The 21,775-nt window shown below is 68.6% G+C and carries 27 protein-coding genes, 1 tRNA gene and 2 pseudogenes; 14 read left to right on the top strand and 16 right to left on the bottom strand.

Features of this window, described 5'->3' with window-relative positions:
* Positions 1 to 36: 36 nt before the first annotated feature.
* The 3 genes from F4554_RS14980 to F4554_RS14970 are packed head-to-tail and all read right to left on the bottom strand — an operon-like array spanning position 37 to position 2,569.
* A complete protein-coding gene (locus F4554_RS14980; protein WP_179787936.1) occupies positions 37 to 936 on the bottom strand; it encodes a carboxymuconolactone decarboxylase family protein in 900 nt (299 codons plus the stop codon).
* Positions 933 to 2,186 (bottom strand): RNA polymerase sigma factor, encoded by a 1,254-nt coding sequence (locus F4554_RS14975; RefSeq protein WP_179787935.1) that lies wholly within the window; start codon positions 2,184 to 2,186, stop codon positions 933 to 935. The genes F4554_RS14980 and F4554_RS14975 overlap by 4 nt, the downstream gene beginning before the upstream one ends.
* Entirely contained in the window at positions 2,183 to 2,569 is a 387-nt protein-coding gene (locus F4554_RS14970) for a YciI family protein (protein WP_179787934.1), read from the bottom strand. Before F4554_RS14970 ends, F4554_RS14975 begins: the two co-directional genes overlap by 4 nt.
* Positions 2,570 to 2,722: 153 nt before the next feature.
* Between F4554_RS14970 and F4554_RS14965 the strand changes: the two genes are divergently transcribed.
* Positions 2,723 to 3,301, top strand: coding sequence for a TetR/AcrR family transcriptional regulator (locus tag F4554_RS14965; RefSeq protein WP_179787933.1), 579 nt, complete (start codon positions 2,723 to 2,725; stop codon positions 3,299 to 3,301).
* 25 nt (positions 3,302 to 3,326) lie between these two features.
* Complete coding sequence (gene gap, locus F4554_RS14960) at positions 3,327 to 4,322, top strand: type I glyceraldehyde-3-phosphate dehydrogenase (RefSeq protein ID WP_179787932.1); 996 nt, start codon at positions 3,327 to 3,329, stop codon at positions 4,320 to 4,322.
* A gap of 20 nt (positions 4,323 to 4,342) precedes the next feature.
* On the opposite strand, the gene F4554_RS14955 is transcribed toward gap, so the two are convergent.
* Positions 4,343 to 5,134: a class I SAM-dependent methyltransferase gene (locus tag F4554_RS14955; RefSeq protein WP_202889301.1), complete on the bottom strand. Its 792-nt coding sequence runs from the start codon at positions 5,132 to 5,134 to the stop codon at positions 4,343 to 4,345.
* A 6-nt stretch (positions 5,135 to 5,140) separates the two neighbouring features.
* Between F4554_RS14955 and F4554_RS33065 the strand changes: the two genes are divergently transcribed.
* A complete protein-coding gene (locus F4554_RS33065) occupies positions 5,141 to 5,266 on the top strand; it encodes a hypothetical protein (RefSeq protein WP_272955880.1) in 126 nt (41 codons plus the stop codon).
* A 103-nt stretch (positions 5,267 to 5,369) separates the two neighbouring features.
* On the opposite strand, the gene F4554_RS14950 is transcribed toward F4554_RS33065, so the two are convergent.
* Positions 5,370 to 5,939 (bottom strand): helix-turn-helix domain-containing protein, encoded by a 570-nt coding sequence (locus F4554_RS14950; protein ID WP_179787930.1) that lies wholly within the window; start codon positions 5,937 to 5,939, stop codon positions 5,370 to 5,372.
* A gap of 95 nt (positions 5,940 to 6,034) precedes the next feature.
* Between F4554_RS14950 and F4554_RS14945 the strand changes: the two genes are divergently transcribed.
* Positions 6,035 to 7,045, top strand: a complete 1,011-nt coding sequence (locus F4554_RS14945; RefSeq protein ID WP_179787929.1) for an NAD(P)/FAD-dependent oxidoreductase — start codon at positions 6,035 to 6,037, stop codon at positions 7,043 to 7,045.
* 132 nt (positions 7,046 to 7,177) lie between these two features.
* Complete coding sequence (locus F4554_RS14940; protein WP_179787928.1) at positions 7,178 to 7,804, top strand: hypothetical protein; 627 nt, start codon at positions 7,178 to 7,180, stop codon at positions 7,802 to 7,804.
* A gap of 70 nt (positions 7,805 to 7,874) precedes the next feature.
* Here the strand turns inward: F4554_RS14940 and rpmF are convergent.
* Positions 7,875 to 7,934 (bottom strand): annotated as a pseudogene (rpmF, locus tag F4554_RS34015) (50S ribosomal protein L32); the annotation flags it as partial.
* A gap of 306 nt (positions 7,935 to 8,240) precedes the next feature.
* Here rpmF and F4554_RS14930 point away from each other — a divergent pair.
* Both F4554_RS14930 and F4554_RS14925 read left to right on the top strand, forming a co-directional pair.
* Positions 8,241 to 8,807: a dihydrofolate reductase family protein gene (locus F4554_RS14930; RefSeq protein WP_179787927.1), complete on the top strand. Its 567-nt coding sequence runs from the start codon at positions 8,241 to 8,243 to the stop codon at positions 8,805 to 8,807.
* Positions 8,808 to 8,931: 124 nt separating this feature from the next.
* Positions 8,932 to 9,606 (top strand): hypothetical protein, encoded by a 675-nt coding sequence (locus tag F4554_RS14925; protein WP_337796052.1) that lies wholly within the window; start codon positions 8,932 to 8,934, stop codon positions 9,604 to 9,606.
* On the opposite strand, the gene F4554_RS14920 is transcribed toward F4554_RS14925, so the two are convergent.
* Positions 9,603 to 10,532, bottom strand: a complete 930-nt coding sequence (locus tag F4554_RS14920; protein WP_179787926.1) for a phosphotransferase family protein — start codon at positions 10,530 to 10,532, stop codon at positions 9,603 to 9,605. The genes F4554_RS14925 and F4554_RS14920 overlap by 4 nt on opposite strands.
* 141 nt (positions 10,533 to 10,673) lie before the next feature.
* Positions 10,674 to 11,174, bottom strand: coding sequence for a GNAT family N-acetyltransferase (locus F4554_RS14915; protein ID WP_179787925.1), 501 nt, complete (start codon positions 11,172 to 11,174; stop codon positions 10,674 to 10,676).
* Positions 11,175 to 11,290: 116 nt separating this feature from the next.
* Between F4554_RS14915 and F4554_RS14910 the strand changes: the two genes are divergently transcribed.
* Positions 11,291 to 12,010 carry an alpha/beta hydrolase gene (locus F4554_RS14910; RefSeq protein ID WP_179787924.1) on the top strand — a complete coding sequence of 240 codons (720 nt, stop codon included), beginning with the start codon at positions 11,291 to 11,293 and terminating at the stop codon, positions 12,008 to 12,010.
* Positions 12,011 to 12,017: 7 nt separating this feature from the next.
* Positions 12,018 to 12,431, top strand: a complete 414-nt coding sequence (locus F4554_RS14905; RefSeq protein WP_179787923.1) for a DUF6884 domain-containing protein — start codon at positions 12,018 to 12,020, stop codon at positions 12,429 to 12,431.
* 45 nt (positions 12,432 to 12,476) lie between these two features.
* On the opposite strand, the gene F4554_RS14900 is transcribed toward F4554_RS14905, so the two are convergent.
* Positions 12,477 to 12,950, bottom strand: coding sequence for a DinB family protein (locus tag F4554_RS14900; protein ID WP_179787922.1), 474 nt, complete (start codon positions 12,948 to 12,950; stop codon positions 12,477 to 12,479).
* A gap of 227 nt (positions 12,951 to 13,177) precedes the next feature.
* On the opposite strand from F4554_RS14900, the gene F4554_RS14895 reads away from it, so the two are divergent.
* The 4 genes and pseudogenes from F4554_RS14895 to F4554_RS34010 all read left to right on the top strand — a co-directional run.
* Positions 13,178 to 14,428, top strand: a complete 1,251-nt coding sequence (locus tag F4554_RS14895; protein WP_179787921.1) for an MFS transporter — start codon at positions 13,178 to 13,180, stop codon at positions 14,426 to 14,428.
* A 148-nt stretch (positions 14,429 to 14,576) separates the two neighbouring features.
* Positions 14,577 to 15,545, top strand: a complete 969-nt coding sequence (locus F4554_RS14890; RefSeq protein WP_179787920.1) for an SLAC1 family transporter — start codon at positions 14,577 to 14,579, stop codon at positions 15,543 to 15,545.
* 141 nt (positions 15,546 to 15,686) lie between these two features.
* Positions 15,687 to 16,511, top strand: a complete 825-nt coding sequence (locus F4554_RS14885; protein WP_202889300.1) for a phosphotransferase — start codon at positions 15,687 to 15,689, stop codon at positions 16,509 to 16,511.
* A 52-nt stretch (positions 16,512 to 16,563) separates the two neighbouring features.
* A pseudogene (locus F4554_RS34010) lies at positions 16,564 to 16,977 on the top strand (GNAT family N-acetyltransferase); the annotation flags it as partial.
* A 55-nt stretch (positions 16,978 to 17,032) separates the two neighbouring features.
* Here F4554_RS34010 and F4554_RS34005 read toward each other — a convergent pair.
* Together F4554_RS34005 and F4554_RS14870 are read right to left on the bottom strand one after the other, a co-directional pair.
* The gene (locus tag F4554_RS34005; RefSeq protein WP_420360753.1) at positions 17,033 to 17,350 is read right to left on the bottom strand and encodes an NUDIX hydrolase; all 318 of its coding nucleotides are present in this window, start codon (positions 17,348 to 17,350) and stop codon (positions 17,033 to 17,035) included.
* Between the two features lie 123 nt (positions 17,351 to 17,473).
* Positions 17,474 to 18,262, bottom strand: coding sequence for a nucleotidyltransferase domain-containing protein (locus F4554_RS14870; protein ID WP_179787919.1), 789 nt, complete (start codon positions 18,260 to 18,262; stop codon positions 17,474 to 17,476).
* A gap of 165 nt (positions 18,263 to 18,427) precedes the next feature.
* On the opposite strand from F4554_RS14870, the gene F4554_RS14865 reads away from it, so the two are divergent.
* Positions 18,428 to 18,775: a VOC family protein gene (locus F4554_RS14865; RefSeq protein WP_179787918.1), complete on the top strand. Its 348-nt coding sequence runs from the start codon at positions 18,428 to 18,430 to the stop codon at positions 18,773 to 18,775.
* Positions 18,776 to 18,814: 39 nt separating this feature from the next.
* On the opposite strand, the gene F4554_RS32175 is transcribed toward F4554_RS14865, so the two are convergent.
* The 5 genes from F4554_RS32175 to F4554_RS14845 form a co-directional block, all read right to left on the bottom strand.
* Complete coding sequence (locus F4554_RS32175) at positions 18,815 to 18,964, bottom strand: GyrI-like domain-containing protein (RefSeq protein WP_238341305.1); 150 nt, start codon at positions 18,962 to 18,964, stop codon at positions 18,815 to 18,817.
* A gap of 13 nt (positions 18,965 to 18,977) precedes the next feature.
* Positions 18,978 to 19,148, bottom strand: a complete 171-nt coding sequence (locus tag F4554_RS32170) for a hypothetical protein (RefSeq protein ID WP_238341304.1) — start codon at positions 19,146 to 19,148, stop codon at positions 18,978 to 18,980.
* Between the two features lie 98 nt (positions 19,149 to 19,246).
* Positions 19,247 to 19,320, bottom strand: a tRNA-Pro gene (locus F4554_RS14855).
* Between the two features lie 136 nt (positions 19,321 to 19,456).
* Entirely contained in the window at positions 19,457 to 20,875 is a 1,419-nt protein-coding gene (der, locus tag F4554_RS14850) for a ribosome biogenesis GTPase Der (protein ID WP_179787917.1), read from the bottom strand.
* A gap of 155 nt (positions 20,876 to 21,030) precedes the next feature.
* Complete coding sequence (locus F4554_RS14845) at positions 21,031 to 21,765, bottom strand: lysophospholipid acyltransferase family protein (protein WP_179787916.1); 735 nt, start codon at positions 21,763 to 21,765, stop codon at positions 21,031 to 21,033.
* Positions 21,766 to 21,775: the final 10 nt, after the last annotated feature.

The raw sequence follows: 21,775 nt of genomic DNA, 5'->3' as shown, positions 1-21,775 counted from the left end.
GAACGGCCGCGGCCGTTCTCGACACTCCTCGACACTTCAGCGGATGGTTTTCTGCTCCAGTGCCTTCCGGCCGGCGTCGAAGCCGCGGAGCGCGGCGCCGAGTGCCGCCGCGACGGTGACCTCGAAGATCTGGTCCTGCGAGCACCCGGCTGCGATGAGCCGGTCGATGTCGGCGCCGGTGATCCGGTACGACGCGTCGCGGACGGCCTGGGCGTAGGGCTGCCATGGTTCGGGGACCAGTTCACCCGTCGCGGCGGCGGCCCGCAACGCCGGTTCCGTGGTGGCGGGCGCGTCCAGCACCGCGTGGCGCAGGTTGGCCACGTCGTCGCCGAGATCGGTGACAGGTCCGTCGGCGAGGAGGAAGGACGGGAAGCGGTAGCCGAACCGGTGCAGAGCGCGGGTGCCGCTGTGCAACTGGCCTTCGCGGAGGTCGAAGCCGAATGCGTTGGCCAGACGGTTGACGATGTTCCACACCAGGTTGACGCGCAGCGCTTCCAGCACCGCGCCGTCCGGGAGATCGGTGAGGTCCGGGAGGCCGGCGACCGCCGCGGTGTTCACACCGTCCGGCGTATCGCTGATCAGGTCGAGGAACTCCCGGACGGCCCGCAGTTGTGGCCGGGCCGAGGCCGGGTCGTCAGGGTCGATCTCGCCGTTGCCGGCGATCCGGGTGAGCTCGGCGTGGGAGTCGATGCAGAACGGGCACCGGTGCAGTTGCGCGGTGCACATCGCGAGGTACTCCCGCTCCCCCGCCGTCCAGTACGACGGCCCCCGCATCGCGTCGGCGGTGAGCTCCAGCAGCGGACGGGTGAGGAAGCCGGGCCGATACAGCAGCATCTTCACGATGTCCGGACTGTCCACCCGCGACGTCACGGAGGTAAGTGTCAGGAAGATCTTCACGCGACGGCGGTGGCCGTGGTCCAGAATCGACAGTCTCATCGGGACTCCGTGAGGTCGAGATCGTGTAGCCGGCCGGCGAGGAACCGCCGGTCGGCGGGGTTGGTGGCGAGTTCGTGGGCACGCCGGTACGCCGATGCCGCCTCCGTGGTGCGGCCGAGACGGCGCAGGAGGTCGGCTCGGGCCGCATGCAGCAGGTGGTAGCGGTCGAGCCCGTCGATCCGGTCGATCAGCGCCAAGCCCTCGGCCGGGTTGGTGGCCGCGGCCACGGCGACGGCATGGTTGAGCGCCACCACCGGCGACGGGGTCAGCATGAGCAGTCGGGCGTAGAGAGCGGCGATCCCCGGCCAGTCCGTACGTTGGTCGGAGTCGGCCTGGGCGTGCAGCGCGGCGATCCCGGCCTGCAGCTGGTACGGACCCGGCCTGCCCATGCGCAGCGCCCGATCCAGTAGCCCGACGGCTTCGATGATCTCCTTCTGGTCCCAGCGGGACCTGTCCTGGTCGGCCAGCAACACCACGTCGCCGGAGGCGCTGTAGCGCGCGGTGTTACGCGAGTCGTGCAACAGCAGCAACGCGACCAGGCCGAGCGCTTCGGGTTCGTCGGGCATCAGGGTGGCGACGAGCTTGCCGAGCCTGATCGCCTCCTCCGGCAACGTACGGCGTTCGGGCCGGTCGTACGCGGCGGTGTAGCCCTGGGTGAAGATCAGATAGATCACCGCGAGAACGCTGGAGAGCCGCTCGGGCAGCAGCGCGTCGGCCGGGACCTCCAGACTGATGCCGGCATCGCGGATCTTCCGTTTCGCGCGCACCAGACGCTGGGCCAGCGTCGGCTCACCGACCAGGAAAGCCCGGGCGATCTGACCGGCGGTCAGCCCCGCGACGGCCTGCAGGGTCAGGGCGACCCGCGCGTCCTCGGCCAGGGCGGGGTGACAGCAGGTGAAGATCAGCGCGAGCCGCTCGTCCCCCATGCTGCGGAGCGTGTCCTCGCCGAAGTCCGTCATCGTCGTCACCGCCTCCGGCGCCGCGCCGAGCTGGGCGAGCTTCTCCCGGCCGAGCCGGGCACGCCGCAACCGGTCGATCGCGCTGTTGCGGGCCGCGGTCAGCAGCCACGCCACCGGGTCGTCGGGCGGTGGTTCGCCCCAGGTGCGCAGCGCGACGGTGCATGCGTCCTGCAGAGCTTCCTCGGCGAGTTCGAAGTCACCGAGGACGCGGATCAGGGCGGCGAGCATCGTTGCCCGATGAGCCCGGTAGACCTGTTCCAATACCGGCGCGGCTGCCGGCGTGGCGTTCATTCGCCGGTGGCCGCCAGGTCCGAACGGCGGTGGTCCAGGCCAGGCACACCGGCGATCGGCCGTACCTCGATCCCACCCTGCTCGGCCATAGGGCACATCGCGGCGAGTTCCAGGGCCTCGTCGAGGTTGCGGCAGTCCAGAACGTAGGCGCCGCCGAGATGCTCGTGGGTTTCGGCGTACGGGCCGTCGGTGATCAGCGTCCGGCCGTCGCGCACGCTGACGGTGGTGGCGGTGTGCTCTGCCTGCAGCGGATGCCCGTAGACGAACGCACCGCGCCGGCGGCACTCGTCGGCGAACGCGTTCACCCTGGCGAGCGCCTCCGCGAAACCCGGGTCGTCCGGCTCGGGCCGCTTGCAGTCGTAGACCAACAGCATGTACTGCATGTGTCCTCCACTCACCCGGAGAGGTCTTCCGGAAAGGGTCTGCCGGAGAGGATGACGAACAGGCCGACCGTATCTCGACACCTCGGTCCCGCTTCTTCACGACGCGTTCCGGCTCGACACTGCGTCGTACATACTAGTTGTTACAGTGGTCGCATGAACTCACGGGACCAGCTGACGGGGGCGATGGCGGACCTGTTGTGGGAGCGCGGCTATGCCGCGACGAGTCCGCGTGACGTGATGGCGCGCGCCGGGGTCGGCCAGGGCAGCATGTACCACCACTTCAGCGGGAAGCACGAGCTCGCGATCGAGGCGCTGTCGGCGGTCACCGCTGAAATGGCGGGCGAGTCGTCGCCACTGGAGGGAGAGGGCTCGCCGCTGGAACGGATGAAGCGCTACCTCTCCTCGCCACGCCCGGGGACGCGGGGATGCCGGGTGGGCCGGATGACCCAGGACCCGCAGGTCGTCAGGGATCCGGAGCTCATCACGATCGTCGCGGACGCCTTCGACACGATGCTGGGCCGCTGGGAGCAGGCGATTACCGAGGCAGTCGCTGCTGGGGAACTCCCGGCGAGCATCGTCCCGGGCGAGCTCGCCCGCACGCTGGCCGCGGTCGTCCAGGGCGGCTACGTGCTCGCCCGCGCGAAGGGCGAGCAGGGGCCGATGGACGCGGCGATCCGGGGAGCCGTCGCCCTGCTCGACGCCGCTCACTCCGCCGTCGCTACCGATCACTGACCAACCCCACAAGGAGAAGACACCCATGACCGTTCGGATCGGAATCAACGGCTTCGGCCGCATCGGCCGCAGCTACCTGCGCGCCGTTCTGCGCAGCGATGCGGATGTGGAGGTTGTCGCGATCAACGACATCGCCGATGCCGCGACGCTCGCCTCGCTCCTGGAGTGGGACTCCCTGTCCGGGCATCTGGACGGCGTGCAGGTCGACGGGGACGCGATTGTCGTTGCCGGGGCGCGCATCCGCGTCACCTCCGAGCGCGAGCCGGCCCGCATCCCCTGGGGCGACGAGCGCGTGGATGTCGTCATCGAGTCGACCGGCCGGTTCGCGGACTCGGCCGGCGCCCGCCGGCACCTGACCGCGGGAGCGCGCAAGGTCATCATCTCCGCGCCCGCCGACGGCGATGTCCCAGCGATCGTGCTCGGTGTCAACGATGATGCCGTCGACGTGACGGAAGACGTGTTCTCCAACGGCTCCTGCACCACGAACTGTCTCGCCCCGATGGCGAAGGTGCTGCACGACGCGTTCGGCATCGAGTCCGGTCTCATGACGACCGTCCACGCCTACACCAGCGACCAGCGCCTCCACGACGCCCCGCACGGTGACCTCCGCCGAGCACGGGCGGCCGCCCTGTCCACGATCCCGACGTCCTCCGGTGCCGCTCGTACGATCGGACGAATCATCCCCGAGCTCGACGGCAAGCTCACCGGCCTCGCGCTGCGTGTGCCCGTGCCCGTCGGGTCGATCACGGACCTCACCGTCAAGCTCTCGCGACCGGCGACCGTCGAGGAGGTCAACGCGGCGTTCCGCAGCGCGGCCGAGGCTCCGGGGATGTCGACCTACCTTGCCTACTCGCAGGCGCCGCTCGTCTCCGCCGACATCGTCGGCAACCCCCACTCCGCAATCTTCGACGCGCCCCTCACCCAGGCAGTCGGGGACCAGATCAAGATCTTCGCCTGGTACGACAACGAGTGGGGATTCTCGAACCGTCTCGTGGAGCTCTCCGAGCGCGTCGGCTCGTAGAGACCTCGCCTCGGGCGCAGTCAGCTGGTGCGACGAGTTGCCCAGACGACGCGTTCGGTACGTACGGCAAGATCGTCGCGGCGCAGAACGCTGTCCGGGCTCTCGGGGTCGAGGAGCCGGTCGAGCGCGGCGAGATCCTCGGCAGGGACTCCTTCGGCACTGCTGCCGCGCAGGCGTTGCAGGCTTCCCAGGGCGTAGGCGCCGAACGCCTTGTTGTGGGCGCCGTCGACGTTCACGGTGAAGGTGCGTTCGCCGTCGCGCGTGAATCCGGCGGTGGTCAGCTTCGGCCCCCAGTCGATGCCGCGGTGGGGCAGGTGCTCGGCGAAGTGGCGGTCGCTCGCGGCGTGGCAGCGTTCTTCCAGGCCGGGGCGGTCCGCAGGGGCGTCGTCGGGCAGGAATCGTGGGTAGCCGGCGAGCTCCACGAGGGCGAACAGCCCGCCGGGCGCGAGGATGCTGAGGACCTTACGCAGCGCGGGCTCGGGATCGGCCAGGTGATGCATCGAAGCCGAGGCCCACACCAGATCCGGCGAACCGAGGTCGGGCCAGGCCGGGGCGTCAAGGTCGGCTTGCACCGTGCTCACCCGCGCTTCCACACCGCGAGCACTCGCCTTCTCCCACAACCGCTGCAGATGTGTGGCCGAGGAGTCGACCGCGGTTACGTTCGCGTCTGGGAAGCGATCGAGAAGGGCGAAGGTGCCCGCCCCGGTCCCGCAGCCCAGGTCCACGATCTGGCGAGGAGGCGAGGCGACGGGCAGCCACGCCGTGATGGCGGCAAGGTGCTCGGCAAGGGCTTCCGCCTCCAGGTCGAGCATCCGCGCATGATCGTCGGAGCCAGGCTGATCCTGGTGTCGGTGCTGGTCCTGGTCATGGTGCGGCTCGCCGTGGTGGGGGCCGGGGTGAGGTGCGTACGACATGCCCTCACCGTAGGGCGCACGATGCCGTGAGAGCACGAGCTCTTGCCGTACACGCAAGCGATGGTTGTCACGGGCAGCCGTACACGCAAGCGCCGCCGAATCGCCCTGCCCGGCGACGCGAAACGGCAATCACTCAGTCGCTCTCGGCTCGTTGATGGCTGCGCCGCGCCTCGCGGTCGAAGATGCCGAGGACCTCGCAGGGTCCGCGCTCAGCGCCGATGGCGTGCGGAAGCATGGTCGGAAACTCCGCGGCCTGGTTGGTCTCGAGCCGGTAGCGGCCGTGGCCGAGCATGAGGATCGCGGTGCCGGACAGGACCACGAGCCATTCGCGGCCGGGGTGTGCTCGCATGCGTGCAGGATTGTCCGGCGGTGGCTCGGTCAGGCGCTGGCGTACGACGGTCGTGCCCGGCTCGGCCTTCATGGCCCAGCGCATCGTCCCGTGCGCACCGTCGATCACCGGGCTGGTGACGATGTCGTCGGAGGCGGTCTCGACCAACTGGTCCAAGGTGGTGTCCAGAGCGCGGGCGAGGGTGACGAGTTGGTCCAGCGCCAGGCGGCGCTGGCCGTTCTCGATCCGGGAAAGCGTGGACTGGCTGACGCTCGCTCGTCTCGCCAGCTCCTCCAGGGACCAGCCCTGAGCCACCCGTAGAGCACGGATGCGTTTGCGTACCAGGCTCTCCAGCTCGTCGTCTCCTTGCGTCATACGCAAGATCCTATGCTTTCAGGGCAAGCTCCGGGTTAGCGTCGGGTGTAGAGAGCCCGATCGGTGGGGCCACGGCAGGACGAAAGGTACGAACCATGCCAGTAAAGACCGATCCCTCCGTGAGTGACGCGCTGCCGGCCGAGACCGTCGACGCCGTGGTGATCGGCGGCGGCGCCGCCGGCCTGAACGGCGCGCTGATGCTCGCCCGCTCCCGCCGTTCGGTCGTCGTGATCGACAGCGGCACTCCACGCAACGCCCCTGCCGAGGGCGTGCACGGCCTCCTCGGGCTGGACGGCACCCCGCCTGCCGAGTTGTACGACCGGGGACGCGAGGAGGTTCGCCGCTACGGGGGCCTGGTCGTCTTCGACGAGATGACCTCCGCCGTGCCCGCCGCCCCGTCCGTCGACGGCGACCTGCGCTTCGGCATCGCCCTGGCCGGCGGCCGCACTCTGACCGCGCGGCGCGTGCTGGTAGCCACCGGCCTGCGCGACCTGCTGCCGGATGTTCCCGGTCTGGCGGAGCACTGGGGACACGGCGTCGTGCACTGCCCGTACTGCCACGGCTGGGAGGTGCGCGACGAACCCATCGGCATCCTCGCCGTCGGCCCCGCCTCCATCCACCACGCGCTGCTGTTCCGCCAGTTGACCGAGGACCTCGTCTACTTCACCCTGGGCACCGACCTCGATGCCGACACTCGCGCGCGGCTCGCCGCACGTGACGTTCGCGTCGTCGACACCCCGGTCGACGAGGTCGTCACGGCCGCCGACGGGAAGATCTCCGGCGTACGACTGGCCGACGGTCAGGTCGTGGCCCGCAACGTCCTCGCCGTCGCGACCACGATGCTGGCCCGCACCGAGGGCCTGGACGGTCTGGAACTGCCGATGGAGGACCTGCCCACAGGCATGGGGCGTCGCTTCGCCTCCGGCATGGCCGGCGTCACCGACGTGCCCGGGGTGTGGGTGGCCGGCAACGCCACCGACCTGACCGCCCACGTGGGCGCCTCGGCTGCGGCGGGCGCGCTTGCCGGCGCCCACATCAACGCCCACCTCGCCGTCGCCGACACCGACGCAGCGCTCGCCGCAGCCGAGGGCGCCATCCTCACCTGATTCAGCGGTGTGCACTGCGGGGCGTCAAGTCGTTGGCGGTGCCAGCCGTCCAGTGACTAGGTTCGCCTGGTGCACGATCCCGATCTTGTTCTCCTGCGTGATGTGCGATGGCCCCAGCAGGATCACCGCTGGGTGCGGGAACATCTCGAACGCCTGGGCTGGGCGATGTGCGGTCAGGGCGACTGGGCGTACGTGTATCGATCTCCGCATGGTCGTCTCGCCGCCCGGGTCAGTCCGTTCGAGCCGGGTTACACGTACTTCGTCGATCTCTGCGTACGCTGCGCGGGCAATCGCCACGTTCCACGGATAGAGCTGGCGACTCGACTCAATGGCGGCGGGCACCTGGCCGTACTCGAGTACCTGACCGTCGGGAACACCGGTGTCGTCGAGGAGTTCCTGCGGCACTGGAAGCATCCGGAGGAAGCCGATGCCGACCTGCGCGCTCTCCGGCACGAGGTCGACACCATGGACGAGTGGGGCCGCGAGAACGTTCGGTGGTGGGGCCCGCGGGTCGACATGAGTGACCGTCACGTGCTGTTCTCCGCTGACGGAGACGCCAAGGTCATCGACCTGTTCTTCGTGGAGGGCGACGACCTGCTCACGGAGCTGATCGAGGATCCGCGATCCTTCGTACGGCACATGCCGCTCGACCAACTCCGATACGTACTCGACATGCCAGATCTTCAGACTGGCGACCAGCCTGCCGACTACGTTCGTCGCATACGCGATGCCTTGAACGAGGCTGCGACCGGAACCTGAGGTTCGTTGCCCGCGGGTGGGCCCGGGCGGAGACTGAGCACGTCCCCGCCCGGGTCACCCTCATGACAGGTCAGTTCGTGACCGACCTACCTGCGTACTGGCCGCATGCGGGACAGGCCCGGTGCGCGAGATTCTAGTGCCTCGTCAGGCAACGTTGGGTAGGTATCGGGCTGGCGGATCTTGGATCCGGTGGCGAACCTGGTCTTAGGTTGGGCGCGTTGGTTGGTCCATCGGATGTAGCGGGAGACGGCGGCTTCTTGGGCGACGTGGCTGGGTAGTCGCTGCCGTTGACTGGCCGAGCACGTGACGGCGACCGCTGTCGGGCGGAGACCCCGTGAGAACTTTCTGCCGGCAGCCTGTCGGATTCGGAGCGAGGCGTTCGTAGCAGGGGTGAGAGGTTGGCCGGAGGAGGCCGCCGAGACAAGGAAGTGATGAGATGACGCGGTACCTGACCTTTGGGATGAGCCTGAGCCTGGACGGCTACATCGCCGCGCCCGGCGACGACCTCGGCTGGAGCGTGCCGAGCGACGAACTGTTCCAGTGGTGGTCCGATCGGGTGGGGGCGACGGGCCTGGCGCTGTACGGGCGCAAACTGTGGGAGACGATGAGCTCCCACTGGCCGACCGCCGACCAGCAGCCTGGCGCCACACCGGCGCAGATCGAGTACGCCCGCCGCTGGCGGGACATGCCGAAGGTGGTGTTCTCCTCCACGACCAGCGCGGTCGAGGGGAACGCCCGCCTGGTCACCGGCGACGCTGTCACCGAGATCACCCGGCTCAAGACCGAGGATGGCGGTCCCATGGACGTCGGCGGCGCCACCCTCGCCGCGGCGGCCATGCGGGCCGGGCTGATCGACGAGTACTTGATCGTCACCCACCCGGTCCTGGTGGGCGGCGGCACGCCGTTCTTCACAGCCCTGGACAACTGGGTGAACCTCAACCTGGTGGAGACCCGGACGTTTCCCGACGGCGTGCTCCTGACCAGGTACCAGACCAGGCGCTGAATACCCGACCTCGGATCGGCGCGGGCTCGGGCCACCCAAGGATCCGTGGCCGTATCGCCGACACACCTCCACCCGAAACGATTACAACGCCAACGTTCCTTGACGAGGTACTAGTTTGGCCGGCGTGGAGAGCGCCGAGGCCGCACCGTTGATGGATGCGCCCGCATCGCAGGGTGGGCGCCTCGGCTCAGGTGATGCTGCGGTTCAGCGGCTTCGCGATGCGCTGTCGCGTCTGGCGCAGGAGACTCGCGCTCGGCCGCGCAACGGCCTCACGCATCACGACGCCGACGAAACCGTTGGCACCTTCGGTACTGACGACGCGATGGGTTTCGATCCGCTGCCGCTGCTGCGGGCACTGCACGAGTTCGGTGCGCAGGTGGTCGTCATCGGACAGGTCGCCGGAATCATGCATGGGTCCCGTGAGCTGACCGGGGACCTGGACCTCCTCTGGGACGGTCAGGCCGGAAGGTCGGACGCGTTGGCCGCGGGCTTCGCATCGGTGTCGGCTGAGCTCACCGACGATGACGGCGTTCCCCTGCGCTGTAATGCCGCTGCGTTCGACCTGCCGAAGGTGCTGTTCCGTTCTCCTGGCGCAAGCGGAGATTGCTGCACCCCGGCCCTGCCCTGGAAGGACCTGCCGATAGCCGACTTCCTTACCCGGTGCGAGGTTGCGAGGGCCGACGGGTTCGAGATCCGTTACCTGCATCGCGCTGACCTGATCCGGATGCGGCGAGTTGCCGGACGGGTGAAGGATCACCGACGAGCTGACGAACTCGAGCGGCTGAGCTCTCACCTTTAGTCGAAGAAGCGAACCGCCCGGTCGATTCCGGCCCGGTAGTGATCGGCGCTGCCGGGGTTGCCGGTGGTGTGGTGCACGATCAGCATCCACAGGCATCGTCGCAGCAGCATGAGGTGGAAGAGCGGCTCGTACGACGCGTCGAAGATGTCGCTGTCACCGTACGACGCCAGCAGCCTCTTGAGCGGGATCCGATCACCGTGGCAGAGGTCCCAGTTCATCAGGTCCTCGCCGGGGTGACTACCAGCAGCCCTCTCCATGTCGATGATCCCGGAGATGCGGCCGCCGTCGACGAGGATGTTGTCCATCGTGAAATCGCCGTGTACGAGTCGTGGCGTGGTCCACGGGTAGCGCGGGGCGTATTCGGCAAGCGTCGCGACCGCGCGATCGACGAGCGTGGCCGGGACTCCAAGGCATCTCGCCGCAGCCGTCAGGGCGGGTCGCTCCGCGACCACGTCGAGAAGGGCGAAGTCGACCGGCCAGCCGCGTCCGTCCGCCTGCAGATAGCCGAACCCTTCGATGGGCACGCTGTGGATCCGCGCCAGCAGCGAACCAAGCTCGTCGACCGCTTGGGTTGGCCGCTCGCCGCGGCCGAGGAGCACATCGAGCCGCTCCCCCGGAAGCCTCTCCTCCACACAGAAGGCGACGCCATCCGTGGACTCGATCAGCAGCACCCGTGGCGTCGGTACGCCGAGTTCCCGGACCACATCGAGCGCCCACCGCTCCCCCTCGAACCGCGGCTCCTCCTCGTGCGAGATCCGTACGACGACCTCGCCCGCGTCGTACACCTCACAGACCTGCCCGGCGACGATCGGCTCCAGGCTCGGGGGCGTCGACCCCGTGGCCTTACGTACGACGGACCGGATGAGCGCGGTCGGCGTGCGCATGCCGGAGTGCAGGTCGTGCAGCCAGCCGTCGAACTCGGACATGACCACCGAGCATGACCGGCCCGCCCTCGACCGGCAACGCGATAATCGATGGCGTGACGCGAGGAGAACGTGATCATTCTCGGACAGTCGTTGCCGGTCAAGCCCCGAAGCGTTGACCTGGTGCGCTGAATCTCGCCGCGTTCAACGGCGTACGGCGTCAGTCCGAAGACGAGTCTTCTCGAGGTGGACGAGCTGATAGCTGCCTGCCTGCGTTCGTCCCGTCTCCTGATAGCCGAGTCGCCGGTAGAGACGGAGGTTGGAATGACTGTGCTCGCCGGTGAACAGTCGGACCGAGCTGATGCCGGCTGGTAGGCGGTCCTCCGCTGTGAGCAGGAGCGTCGTGCCCAGGCCCCTGCCCTGCCGGTCGGGTGCGACCGTGAGCCGGCCGATCTCCGCGGTGGACTCCTCGACCAGCCTGACGCGCACGCCGGCCACCAGGCGACCGGATTCGCGGGTGCCCCACGGATGGCATGCCGGGTCGGCCAGAGCGGCGCGTAGCTGATCGAGAGTCTCCGACAACGGCGGCAGGGTGAGGTCGTGGTGTGCTTGGGCCTCGCTGACATACGCGGCCCGCTGGAGAGTCAGCAACTCACCGGCATCAGCGTCGTTCAGCCGGATCACTTCACTGGGAAGTCCGCTCACATGAGGAGGGTACGTGGGGCACACCGACGGTGCAGAGCGGCGTCGGCCGCGTGGAGTGTTCTATCGTGGTCAGCTTCTCCGGCAACCAGACACGACCCCGGATCGAGGTGCGACCAATGGATGACCACGCTGCCGTCCGCCCTGGTAGTGCCGAAGCGGTGCCGGAGCCATCCCGTGCTGACAGAACAGCGGGTGAGTTCGTCACCGAGACGTTCGAGTACGACGGTGGGCGGCAGGTCACCGTCTATGTGCCGCCGGATCCGCCGGAGGCCGTCGTGTTCGCCGGTGACGGCCAGCTGATCTCCCAGTGGGGCGCAGACCTCGAGTCGGCCGACGTACCGCCGACGATGATCGTCGGCGCTTTTCGGACCGACGATCAGGACGAGATGGTACGCATCCGGGAGTACTCACCGTCGTTCGACGAGGACCGGTTCGCGGCCCATGAAAGGTTCTTCGTCCAGGACGTCGCCAGCTGGGTCCGGACCCGCTTCGGCGTCAAGTTGCCGGCCGAACGCACCGCTGTGTGCGGCGTGTCGGCGAGTGGGGAGCTCTCGCTCGCCATGGGGTTGCGCCATCCGGACATCTACGGCGCGGTCTTCTCCGCCTCACCGGGCGGCGGTTACCGCCCGCCTGAGGTGATGCCGAATCCGCTTCCTCGTACCTACCTCGTCGCCGGCACGGAGGAGCCGTTCTTCCTCGAGAACGCGACCCGGTGGGCGGCCGCGCTGCGCGATGCCGGTGCGGAGATCGTGATGACCGAGCGGGCCGGAAACCACGGCGACCCGTTCTGGCAGGCCGAGTTCCCGCTGATGGTGGCCTGGGCGTTCGGACGCTGAAGCAATCGTGGCGTCTCCCGATCTGCTCCTGGTCACCTGCGTCTATGAGAAGGCTGACGGCCCTCGCGCCGCGAAGGATCTCTACGTCGGCCCGTACTTCGCGCGGCTACGGCGCTATGTGGGCCGGCAGGCCAAACCGTGGTTCATCCTCTCCGGTGAACACGGACTCGTGCAGCCGGAGGAGTGGATGGCGCCGTACGACCGAGCTCTGCCCGACACCCCGGAGTGGTACCAGGAGGCCTGGGGGCTGTGGGTCACCACGCGGTTGAGGCTGTTGGCAGGTGACCTGAAGGGGCGGGTGATCGAGATCCATGCCAGCCGCCACTACGTTGCGCACGTGGCACCCCACCTGGAAGAAGCCGGGGCCGTGGTGGAGGTCCCCCTGGCTGACGTCCCGTGGGACGAACACCTGAACTGGTAGGACGAGCACGAGCGTCGGCAGCAGGCCCACGGCTGATGCGAACCATCAGCCCACCCAGGCCGCCCAGTGCTTGCCGGCGTCGCGCTCCAGCGCCTTGAGGTAAACGCTCAGCTTGCCGTAGAAGATGTACACAGCCTCGCGGTAGATCTGATGCTGGACGAACGGCGAAGCGATGAAGCCGCCCCCGCGGTCGATCCGGTCGATGTGCAACTCCTCTTCGGTGAAGCTGTCAAGCGCGCCTTTCATGGCCTCGTCCTGCGCCTGGAACCACGCGCGCAGGCCGGCAATCGTGATCGGCGCCGGGGGTGGAAGCCGGCGGTGCGTCCAGTCGAGGGTGAACTTCTCGAATGAGTGGGTGTAGACGCCCTGCAGGTCACCCAGCTCGACCAGCAACTCGCCCAGCGTCGGGTTGTGGCCCGGAAGCTTGTAGCCGAGGTCGGCATCGGACACCACGGTCAGCAGGTGGTCACGCATGCTGTGGTGCCCGCGGATTTCCTCGTCGAACAGGTTGTTCATCATCCGCCCTCTCGTACGCCGATGTGATTCATGGCGGTGAGAATGGCAGACGCCACCGACAAGCACCATCCTCCTCGACAGCTTCCCCGGGCGGCGGCGTTCCGCTGTCAGCACACACACGATCAGCTGTCAGCGCACGTGATGGACATCGGCCGGTGCCTATCCCAAGACTTGCGGGACGTTGATCAAACTCAGCGAACCGAAGCCGAGCGGCAACCACCGGAGGGCCTGTGCGTGTACCCGACGCAGTGACTCCCCTGCGCAGGAACCGCGACTTCATGGTGCTGTGGTCCGGGCACGCGATCTCGTCCCTGGGAACCAGCATCGCGATGATCGCCTATCCCCTGCTGGCGCTGCTGGCGACCGGTTCGGCGCGCACAGCCGGTCTGATCGCCTTCGTGGGAATGGCGGCCGGAGCGATTCTGCGGCTGCCTGCCGGAGTGTTCGTGGACCGGCTCCCACGCAGGGCGCTCCTGGTGACGTGCGACGCGATCAGGGCGGTGGCCACGGCATCGGTTGCCCTGGCTGTGGTGGCCGACCGGCTCAGCATGGTGCACCTCGTCGTCGTGGCCGTCGTGAGCGCCGCGTGTGACGCGTTCTTCGATCCTGCCCAGATGGTCGCTGTCCGGCAGGTCGTGCCTACGACGCAACTGCCGAACGCCATGGCGCAGAACGAGGCGCGCGGTCACCTGGCCGCTCTCGGGGGGCCGCCTCTGGGTGGCCTTCTCTTCGGCGTCGCGGCCGCGCTGCCGATCGCGGTGCAGGCCGCGAGCTTCGTGACCAGCGGTCTCCTCATCGGCTCGATCAGGCGGAGGCTGTTCGGCGAGGAGAGACCGCACGGGGAGGAAGGGCGACAGGCGAACTTCCGGCCGCTGCGCCACGACCTTCTCACCGGGATCCGGATGGTGTGGACCAACACGTTCCTGCGAGTCACCCTGCTGAGCGCGGCGGGATACTCGCTCATCTTCCCCGCCGTCGTCCTCGTGGTGATCGCGTCGACCAGGGCACGGGGGGCGCCGGCCGTCGAGATCGGCGCGGCCCTCTCCCTTGCCGGGATCGGCGGGATCCTCGGGGCCTGGCTGTCCCCGCAGCTTCAGCGGTGGCTCCCTCCGCCGGTGCTGGTGTACCTCTTCTGTACGACCACCACGCTCGCTCTGGGCGCCCTGATGTTCGCGTACGACCCGTTCCTGGTCGGCGCCCTGCTGGCCCTGACGTACTTCACCTCTGCCCCTGCCAACGGGATGCTCGCCGCCGTCCAGATCAGCATCACTCCACCGGAGCTGCAGGGACGGGTGCTGAGCGCGGTGATGCTCGTGGCCGGCCTTGCCGCGCCGCTGGGTCCGCTCGCCGGCGGATGGCTGCTCCAGGATCTCGGCGTGCGCGTGACGTTTCGTCGTACTCACGTCCGTGTCCGCGGCCATCACCGCCGCGGTGCTCCTCAGCTCCGCCATCAGACACCTGTGCCTTCCCGCGCCTGCTGACCAGGGGGACTACGGCTGACATTCCGGCGCGCGGGAACGACGCCCGCGTTGGTTTCGTCCTGAGAGCCCACCGATTTTGAATCACGGCACGGCCGGGTAGTTCGCAACAGAACTACCCGGTCCGCGGTTCCTGCGGTGAAGGAGTCGGATGAACACGCCCACGGCGCAGCCCAAGGCGGGAATCACCCCGAACATGTTCGGGATCTCCTACGGAATGGCGGGCCTGTCCATCTGCTGGCGATACGCGGCCATGCTGGGGATGGCACCCGGATTGGTGGCCGACGTCCTGTTCATCCTCACCGCCGCCGTATGGCTGGTGCTTGTCGTCGGCTTCCTGGTTCAGGTGCCGCGCCGGCCCGGCGGCTGGCGCGCCGAACTGCAGGATCCTGTGATGGCGCCGTTCGTGTCGCTGATACCGATCGTCGGCATGCTCCTCGCGATCGGACTGATGCCGCACGCCCCGCTGGCCGGCAAGTGGCTGTTCGGGGTCTTCGCCGTCGCCACCACCCTCCTGGCTGGGTGGATGGTCGGCCAGTGGATCGTCGAAGGTCTCGACCTGGAGCGGCTGCACCCTGGATACGTCCTCCCCGCCGTTGCCGGCGGCCTCATCGCATCCATCGGTGCCGCCCTCGCGGGCTGGACCGCCCTTGCTCACGCGTTCATGGGCCTCGGCGTCTTGTCGTGGCTGCTCATCGGTTCCGTCATCATGGCCCGGCTGCTTTTCCGGCCCCGGTTGCCTGCGCCGCTGATGCCCACGCTGGCCATCGACATCGCACCTCCGGCTCTCGCCGGCCTCGCATTCCTGGCCATCACCCACGGCAGGGTCGACGTACTCGTCCTGGCATTCGGCGGGTTCACCACGCTCGCCGTCATCGTCCAGCTCCGGCTGATCCCGGTGTATCGCCGGCTTGCCTTCGGCCCAGCGTTCTGGTCGTTCGCGTTCCCCTACGCCGCGGTCGCCACATTCGCCCTGCACTGGATCAGCTATGGAAGACCCGTCGGGCGCACCGTGTGGAGCTGGCTCGTACTCCTCGCGATCACAGTCTTCATCGCCGCTCTCGTCACCAAGACCGCAATCGCCCTCGCCCGCCGGAGCTTCCTTCCCCGGCTCGACTAGCGGGGGTCGGCCATTGTCTGGCGGTGTGGTTGGATCGCTCGGGTGATCGAGGCAGAGGTTGGTCCACGGATCGCGGCGTGGTGCAGGCAAGAGCTGGGTGCCCTGCCCGTCGGCACGGTTGCCACGCCTGGACTGCCGCAGGTGAACGGCACACGCCTCGACGACGGGCGGACCGTTTTCATCAAGGCTCGCCCGGACCCGACCAGGCGGACGACCACCTGTGTCGAGGTCCAGCAGCAGGTGGCCGACGCGGGCTTCCCCTGTGCTCGCCCACTCACCGACGCCACCTACGTGGACAGGTACGCGGTCCATGCCGAGGAGTGGCGGCCGGGTGGCGAGATGCTGCGAGGCGACAGCCCGGCCATCGCGGAGCGCTCGGCTCAGCTCTTCGCCGACCTCACCGCGATCACGGCACGCATCGAACTCACGCCCCCGCTACCGAATCCCGAATGGGTGCACTGGGATCACACAGGTCCCGGCATCTGGCCGCCCAATCCACGTCACGACTCACGGCCGGGCGCGGATGATCTTCCCGGGCAGCTGGTAGACGTCGCCGCCCGCGCTCGTGCCCGGCTGACGAAGGCCGAAGGGCGGCGCGTCCTCGGCCATGCCGACTGGGAGGCGCAGAACCTGCGGTGGAGCCCCGACGGTATCCATACCGTGTACGACTGGGACAGCATCGCGTGGCTGCCCGAAGCCGCGCTTGTCGGCGCGGCCTGCGGCGCCTTCGCCAGCACCGAGATTCCTACGCTCGCCCCGCTCGACAGCTCGGAGGCATTCATCGCGGCGTACGAAGAGGCACGCCGACGGCGGTTCACCGCCGACGAACGGGAGGTGGCCTGGGCAGCGAGCCTGTGGCCGGCCGTGCACAACGCGCGAGCCGAGATCCTGTGGTGTCAACCGGCCGTTGCGCTGGCCGAGACCTTGGCGCAGGGCGAGGAACGTCTCCGGCGCGCCCGCGCCTGAACCGGTTGTCGGAGGCTCCCTGTCCCGCAGGGCGTGCGATAGGTTGCCCGCCATGTCTGACCTCGGACCCGTCGCCTGGCCACCCGCCCCGATCAGGACCGAGCGGCTCGTGCTCCGCGAACCCGAGGCCACGGACCGTACGGCGGTCATCGAGCTGTTGGCCTCGCCGGAGGTCGGCACCTACGTCGGCGGCCCTCAACCGCGTGAGGATCTCGAGCGCGCGGTGCCGGAGGTGCCCAGGCGGCGCCCGGGCCTGTTCGTGGTCGATCTCGACGGAGCGATGATCGGCTTCATCACGCTCGATCGGCGCGACTCCGAGCGTCCGGGTCACGTCCGTACGAATGCCGGTGAGGCCGAGCTCGGCTACATGTTCCTGCCGCACACGTGGGGGCGCGGTTACGCCGCCGAGGCGTGCGCTGCGGTACTCGACTGGTTCGCGGGCGCACTACCCGGCGAGCCGGTGGTGCTGTGCACTCAAACCGCCAACGTCGCCTCGATGCGCCTCGCCGCGAAGTTGGGGTTCACCGAGGTGGAGAGGTTCGAGGAGTACGGCCCGAGCAGTGGTTCGGCCGCTGGTGACCGCATACCTCACCACGTCTCCGTTCGGATACCGGACGTCGTAGATTGCGAGCCGGCGAAGCGCCCCAGCGAGTCGAGGGACTGCAGATGGAGGCCGACTTCCTCACGCACCTCGCGTACGGCGGTTCGCGTGGCGTTTCACCGGGCTCCACGGCTCCCCCGATGGTGGCCCAGCGACCGTCGTGCGCGTGGCGGCCCAGCAGGAGATGCCCATCGGGCGAGAACACGGCCACCCCCGCCGCTTCTCTCGTGGGGCTCATCTCCAGTCCTTCGTCGGCGGTGGGGGTAGTGGAGTCGAATCCTGCGCTGGCAGCATTGACCGCCGATCATTGTAGGGGCGGGAGGGTAGGTCTCGCGGCCCGAGGCGGCTCGGCTCCTGCCAGTCAACTCAGCTCAGGCGGGAGTATCCCGGTGAGCCAGGAAAGTTCGTTGTCCCGAATGAAGATCGAAGCACTCGCCGCCCGATCCACTGGCCAGGGGTGGATGGATTCCAGTGCCTGCACGTATGCGTCAGCGCTTTCCCGGCCGGGTTGGGTGAGGAGCTGCCGAGCGAGGGTGCTGTATCCGTCCGGTATTCGATCCAGCGCGGCGAGCGTGGCGTCGAGATACCTCGGCCCGCGAAAGAGCGTCCGGTTCAACGCGAGCAGGGCGCGCCCGCCGGCGCTCACCGTGTGTACAGCGGCGTGATGCAGCAAGAACGTGTTGTCCGACGCGACAGCCTGTGGCAGAAAGTCGGTTCCGTGCCACCAAACCTCGGACATGAACGAGATGGCCCGGCTTTCCCACACGTCCGGCGGAAGCACGGGGATGGCGGCGACCCGATCGGCGATGTCGTAGCCATCGCGGACCCAGGCTACCCGCGCGTCTTCGAATGATGCGCGAACCGGATCGTCTCCACGCTCGGCGGCAGCATCCAGAAACGTGACGGTGGCGAGCTTGACGTCGACATAGCCGCCTGGATACGTCGCGTCGAAGCGTTCATCGAAGATCACACGATGCGCGGCGATGGCCGAATCGAACACGTCGTCGGGGACGACGAGATACACGTCCACGTCCGAGTCGAGTCGCTCCGTACCACGAGCCACCGATCCCACGAGGATGACCGCGATCGCGTTCGGGTCGGCCTTCACCCTTCGGACGTACATTTCCAGCGTGTCCTCATGATGCTGCATAGAAGGTTGAAGCTATCCGTGTGGCCGTTCCCGGTACAAGATCCGGGGCCGGTCGTGTGGGCTGGGCGGGAGTCTCCAACGGAACTCCGCTGAGTTTCGAGGCGTGCGCCGGTCTGTCTTTCAGCGCCCGAACCGGTCGGGTTCGACATCGAGTGGGAGACAGGCATGGCGGTAGGAGTGTTCGCAGGCATCCCGGTACGCGACTATGTCAGCGCGCTGGAGTGGTACAAGCGGCTGTTCGGCGCTGAACCGGCCTTCTGTCCGAACGACATCGAGGCGGTCTGGCAGTTGGCCGAAGACCGGTACATGTACATCATTCAGGATCCCGGCAGAGCAGGCGGGGCCGTCAGCATGATCTGGGTCGACGACCCGACGGCCGAGGTTGCGAGAATCTCCGGGCGGGGCCTGGAGCCGGTCGACGTCGAGAAGCACGGCTCGGTCTGGAAGTACGTCTTCCACGACAGCGACGGCAACGAAACCGGAATCGGCGGTCAGGTCTCGGCGACCGAGTGACAACCGACCCGCCTTCCCGGACTCGTCCAAGGCCACAGGTCAGAGACCGCTTTCGGTGGTCTCGCGGACCGGCTGACGGAGGATGATGCGCAGCTTCTCAGGTGCGACCTTCCGGGGGTCGCTGAGGTAGACCTCGTGGTGCCTGCCGACCACGCGAAGGCCGTGATCAGGAATGAAGTCATGGTGCATCCGTGCGAGGATGTCAGCCTCGTCGTCGTACGAGCCGACAGTCGCGCCCGAGGTTTCGCTTGCTGGCGAACTTCAGCTTGTAGGCCACCGGATAGAGCGCTTTGACCGCACCTGCGTAGGCGGGCGCGGTGTTCGGGTCGCCATGGCCGTCGATCATGAGGTACTGCAGGTCTGGCACGCTCACGACCCGGAACTGGTCTCGCTTCGCCTGATAGGCGTCGAGGTCCTTCTTGAGATCGAGCTTGGCGCCAGGGACGTCCAGACGCGCTGCACATTCGTGTGTCGGGCTGGCGGGATTTGAACCCACGACCCCTTGACCCCCAGTCAAGTGCGCTACCAAACTGCGCTACAGCCCGTGGCCGGCGAGTCCGCCGAACCGTCGGAAACCTTACCGCATGGACCGCCGGCGGTACGCCACCGGCTCCACTCCCCCGAACTACGCGACGGGACCGGGCCGAAGCCCGGCTCCCCGTCGCTTCCCACGCTGAGAAGTCAGGCCTTCTTCCGCTTCTCCCGTACCTTCACCGAGATCATGATCGGCGAACCGGCGAAGCCGAACTCCTCCCGCAGCCGCCGCTCGACGAACCTCCGGTACGACGCCTCGATGAAGCCCGTGGTGAACAGCAGGAACTTCGGCGGCGACGTCTGCGGCTGGGTGCCGAACAGGATGCGGGGCTGCTTGCCGCCGCGGACCGGGTGCGGATGCGAGGCGACCAGCCGGCCGAGGAACGCGTTCAGCTGCCCGGTCGGGATCCGGGTCTGCCAGCCGGCCAGCGACGTCTCCATCGCGCGAACCAGCCGGTCGACGTGCCAACCGGTACGGGCGCTGACGTTGATCCGTGGCGCCCACTGGACGCGTACCTGCCGGTCGAGTTCCTTCTCCAGCCGCAGCCGGCGGTCCTCGTCCACGAGGTCCCACTTGTTGAACGCCAGCACCAGGCCGCGGCCCGACTCCACGACGGTGGTGATGATCCGCAGGTCCTGCTCCGACAGCGGCTGGGAGGCGTCCAGGAGTACGACGGCCACCTCGGCGCGGTCGATCGCGGCGGAGGTACGCAGGCTCGCGTAGTACTCGTGCCCGGACGCCTCGCGGACCCGGCGTCGGATCCCGGCGGTGTCGATGAACCGCCAGGTCTTGCCGCCGAGTTCGACCAGCTCGTCCACCGGGTCGACGGTGGTGCCGGCCACGGAGTCGACGACCACGCGCTCCTGTCCGGCGAGCCGGTTCAGCAGGCTGGACTTGCCGACGTTCGGCTTGCCGACAAGGGCGATCCGGTGCGGCCCGCCGGTGCCGGGTTCGCGTTCGGCCGGCGCCTCCGGCAGCACCTCGAACACCGCGTCGAGCAGGTCACCGGTCCCCCGCCCGTGCATCGCCGACACTGCCAGCGGCTCGCCCAGCCCGAGCGACCACAAGGCGGTGGCATCGGCCTCACCGCGGTGGTCGTCGGCCTTGTTGGCGGCCACCACGACCGGCTTGCCCGACCGCCGCAGGATCTTCACGACAGTCTCGTCCACGTCGGTCGCCCCGACGCTGGCGTCGAGCACGAACAGCACCACGTCGGCGGCGTCCACGGCCAGCTCGGCCTGCGCGGACACCCGCGCCATGAAGCCCTTCGCGTCGGGGTCCCAGCCGCCGGTGTCGACCAGCGTGAACCGGCGTCCGCGCCAGTCGGCGTCGTAGGCGACCCGGTCGCGGGTGACGCCGGGCAGGTCCTCCACGACCGCCTCGCGCCGCCCGAGGATGCGGTTGACCAGGGTGGACTTGCCGACGTTCGGCCGCCCGACGACGGCCACCACGGGTACGTTCTCGGCTGCTTCGCCCTCAGCCTCGAAGGCCGTTCCGTCGAACTCCTCGAACCCGTCGAGATCATCGACGTAGTCCTCGACGCGGCCATACTCCTCGTTGCTCACAAAAAGTCCTCTATGTCGGGCCTGGGTGTCCCAGGCCTCGGTCGCGGGCGCGTGGGTGGAGCCCGCGATGGTGCCGAACGGTCGAACTGCCGTACGGCCGGCCCGCCTCCGGCTCAGCCCGCGTGGGGGTGGCCGGCGCGCACCGGTGTCCCAGGCTACGGCGTGACCACCGGACCGGGTTCGGGCTCCGGGCGGGCGGCCGGTCCGGGGAGTCCCCGGCCGGTCAGTTCGCAGGCATAACGCAGATGACCCACCAGCCATTTCTGCAGCCACTGGGCCTGCTCGCGAACCACGTCCTGACGCCGGGGCCAGTCCGTACGCGGCAACGTCACCGGCGGGCCGAACACCAGGTCGACCGGCGACCGCGCGGGCGGTACCGAACCGATCGACGCACCCGACAACCGAGTGCCCAGGCACACGACGGGCACCACCGGCGCACCCGTGCACAGCGCGAGGTAGGCCACGCCGGACTTGATCACCGTGAAGTCGCCGGCGCCGCGGGCGCCCTCGGGGTAGATCGCCAGCGCGTCCCCGCGGTGCAGCACCGCCAACGCCGCCTTGACAGCGGCCGGGTCGGTGGCCCGCCGGTCGACGGGGATCTGCCCCATCCCGCGCAGCGCGCGGCCGACCGCGCCGCGGAACATCTCCTTCTTGACGATGGCGTGCACCGGCCGGCGGGCTACCGCGCACAGCAGCGGGCCGTCGAGGATGCCGACATGGTTGGACGCGAGGATCACCGGGCCGGTGGAGGGCACGTGGTGGTCGTCGTGCACGCGTACCTTCCACGTCGCCCGCACCAACCGCTCCACGACGGGACGCGACGCCACCAGACCGCGCCGTGGTGGCCCGGGCACGTCGTGCCAGTACGGAGTCACAGCCGGCTCACTCATCGTCGGCAAC

It is taken from the genome of Actinopolymorpha rutila (genome assembly GCF_013407855.1).
Lineage (GTDB): Bacteria > Actinomycetota > Actinomycetes > Propionibacteriales > Actinopolymorphaceae > Actinopolymorpha > Actinopolymorpha rutila.
Note: the sequence above shows the minus strand (reverse complement) of the source record. Positions and strands in the feature narration are given on the sequence as shown.

Coding starts and splice junctions, on each gene's coding strand:
- F4554_RS14950 (WP_179787930.1), bottom strand. CDS start 5,939: ATGACGCAAGGAGACGACGAGCTGGAGAGCCTGGTACGCAAACGCATC.
- F4554_RS14975 (WP_179787935.1), bottom strand. CDS start 2,186: ATGAACGCCACGCCGGCAGCCGCGCCGGTATTGGAACAGGTCTACCGG.
- F4554_RS14945 (WP_179787929.1), top strand. CDS start 6,035: ATGCCAGTAAAGACCGATCCCTCCGTGAGTGACGCGCTGCCGGCCGAG.
- F4554_RS14980 (WP_179787936.1), bottom strand. CDS start 936: ATGAGACTGTCGATTCTGGACCACGGCCACCGCCGTCGCGTGAAGATC.
- F4554_RS14900 (WP_179787922.1), bottom strand. CDS start 12,950: ATGATGAACAACCTGTTCGACGAGGAAATCCGCGGGCACCACAGCATG.
- F4554_RS14930 (WP_179787927.1), top strand. CDS start 8,241: ATGACGCGGTACCTGACCTTTGGGATGAGCCTGAGCCTGGACGGCTAC.
- F4554_RS14845 (WP_179787916.1), bottom strand. CDS start 21,765: ATGAGTGAGCCGGCTGTGACTCCGTACTGGCACGACGTGCCCGGGCCA.
- F4554_RS34005 (WP_420360753.1), bottom strand. CDS start 17,350: ATGAGCCCCACGAGAGAAGCGGCGGGGGTGGCCGTGTTCTCGCCCGAT.
- F4554_RS14955 (WP_202889301.1), bottom strand. CDS start 5,134: ATGCTCGACCTGGAGGCGGAAGCCCTTGCCGAGCACCTTGCCGCCATC.
- F4554_RS14970 (WP_179787934.1), bottom strand. CDS start 2,569: ATGCAGTACATGCTGTTGGTCTACGACTGCAAGCGGCCCGAGCCGGAC.
- gap (WP_179787932.1), top strand. CDS start 3,327: ATGACCGTTCGGATCGGAATCAACGGCTTCGGCCGCATCGGCCGCAGC.
- F4554_RS32175 (WP_238341305.1), bottom strand. CDS start 18,964: ATGCACCATGACTTCATTCCTGATCACGGCCTTCGCGTGGTCGGCAGG.
- F4554_RS14870 (WP_179787919.1), bottom strand. CDS start 18,262: ATGCAGCATCATGAGGACACGCTGGAAATGTACGTCCGAAGGGTGAAG.
- F4554_RS33065 (WP_272955880.1), top strand. CDS start 5,141: ATGATCGTCGGAGCCAGGCTGATCCTGGTGTCGGTGCTGGTCCTGGTC.
- F4554_RS14920 (WP_179787926.1), bottom strand. CDS start 10,532: ATGTCCGAGTTCGACGGCTGGCTGCACGACCTGCACTCCGGCATGCGC.
- F4554_RS14890 (WP_179787920.1), top strand. CDS start 14,577: ATGAACACGCCCACGGCGCAGCCCAAGGCGGGAATCACCCCGAACATG.
- F4554_RS14965 (WP_179787933.1), top strand. CDS start 2,723: ATGAACTCACGGGACCAGCTGACGGGGGCGATGGCGGACCTGTTGTGG.
- F4554_RS14910 (WP_179787924.1), top strand. CDS start 11,291: ATGGATGACCACGCTGCCGTCCGCCCTGGTAGTGCCGAAGCGGTGCCG.
- F4554_RS14865 (WP_179787918.1), top strand. CDS start 18,428: ATGGCGGTAGGAGTGTTCGCAGGCATCCCGGTACGCGACTATGTCAGC.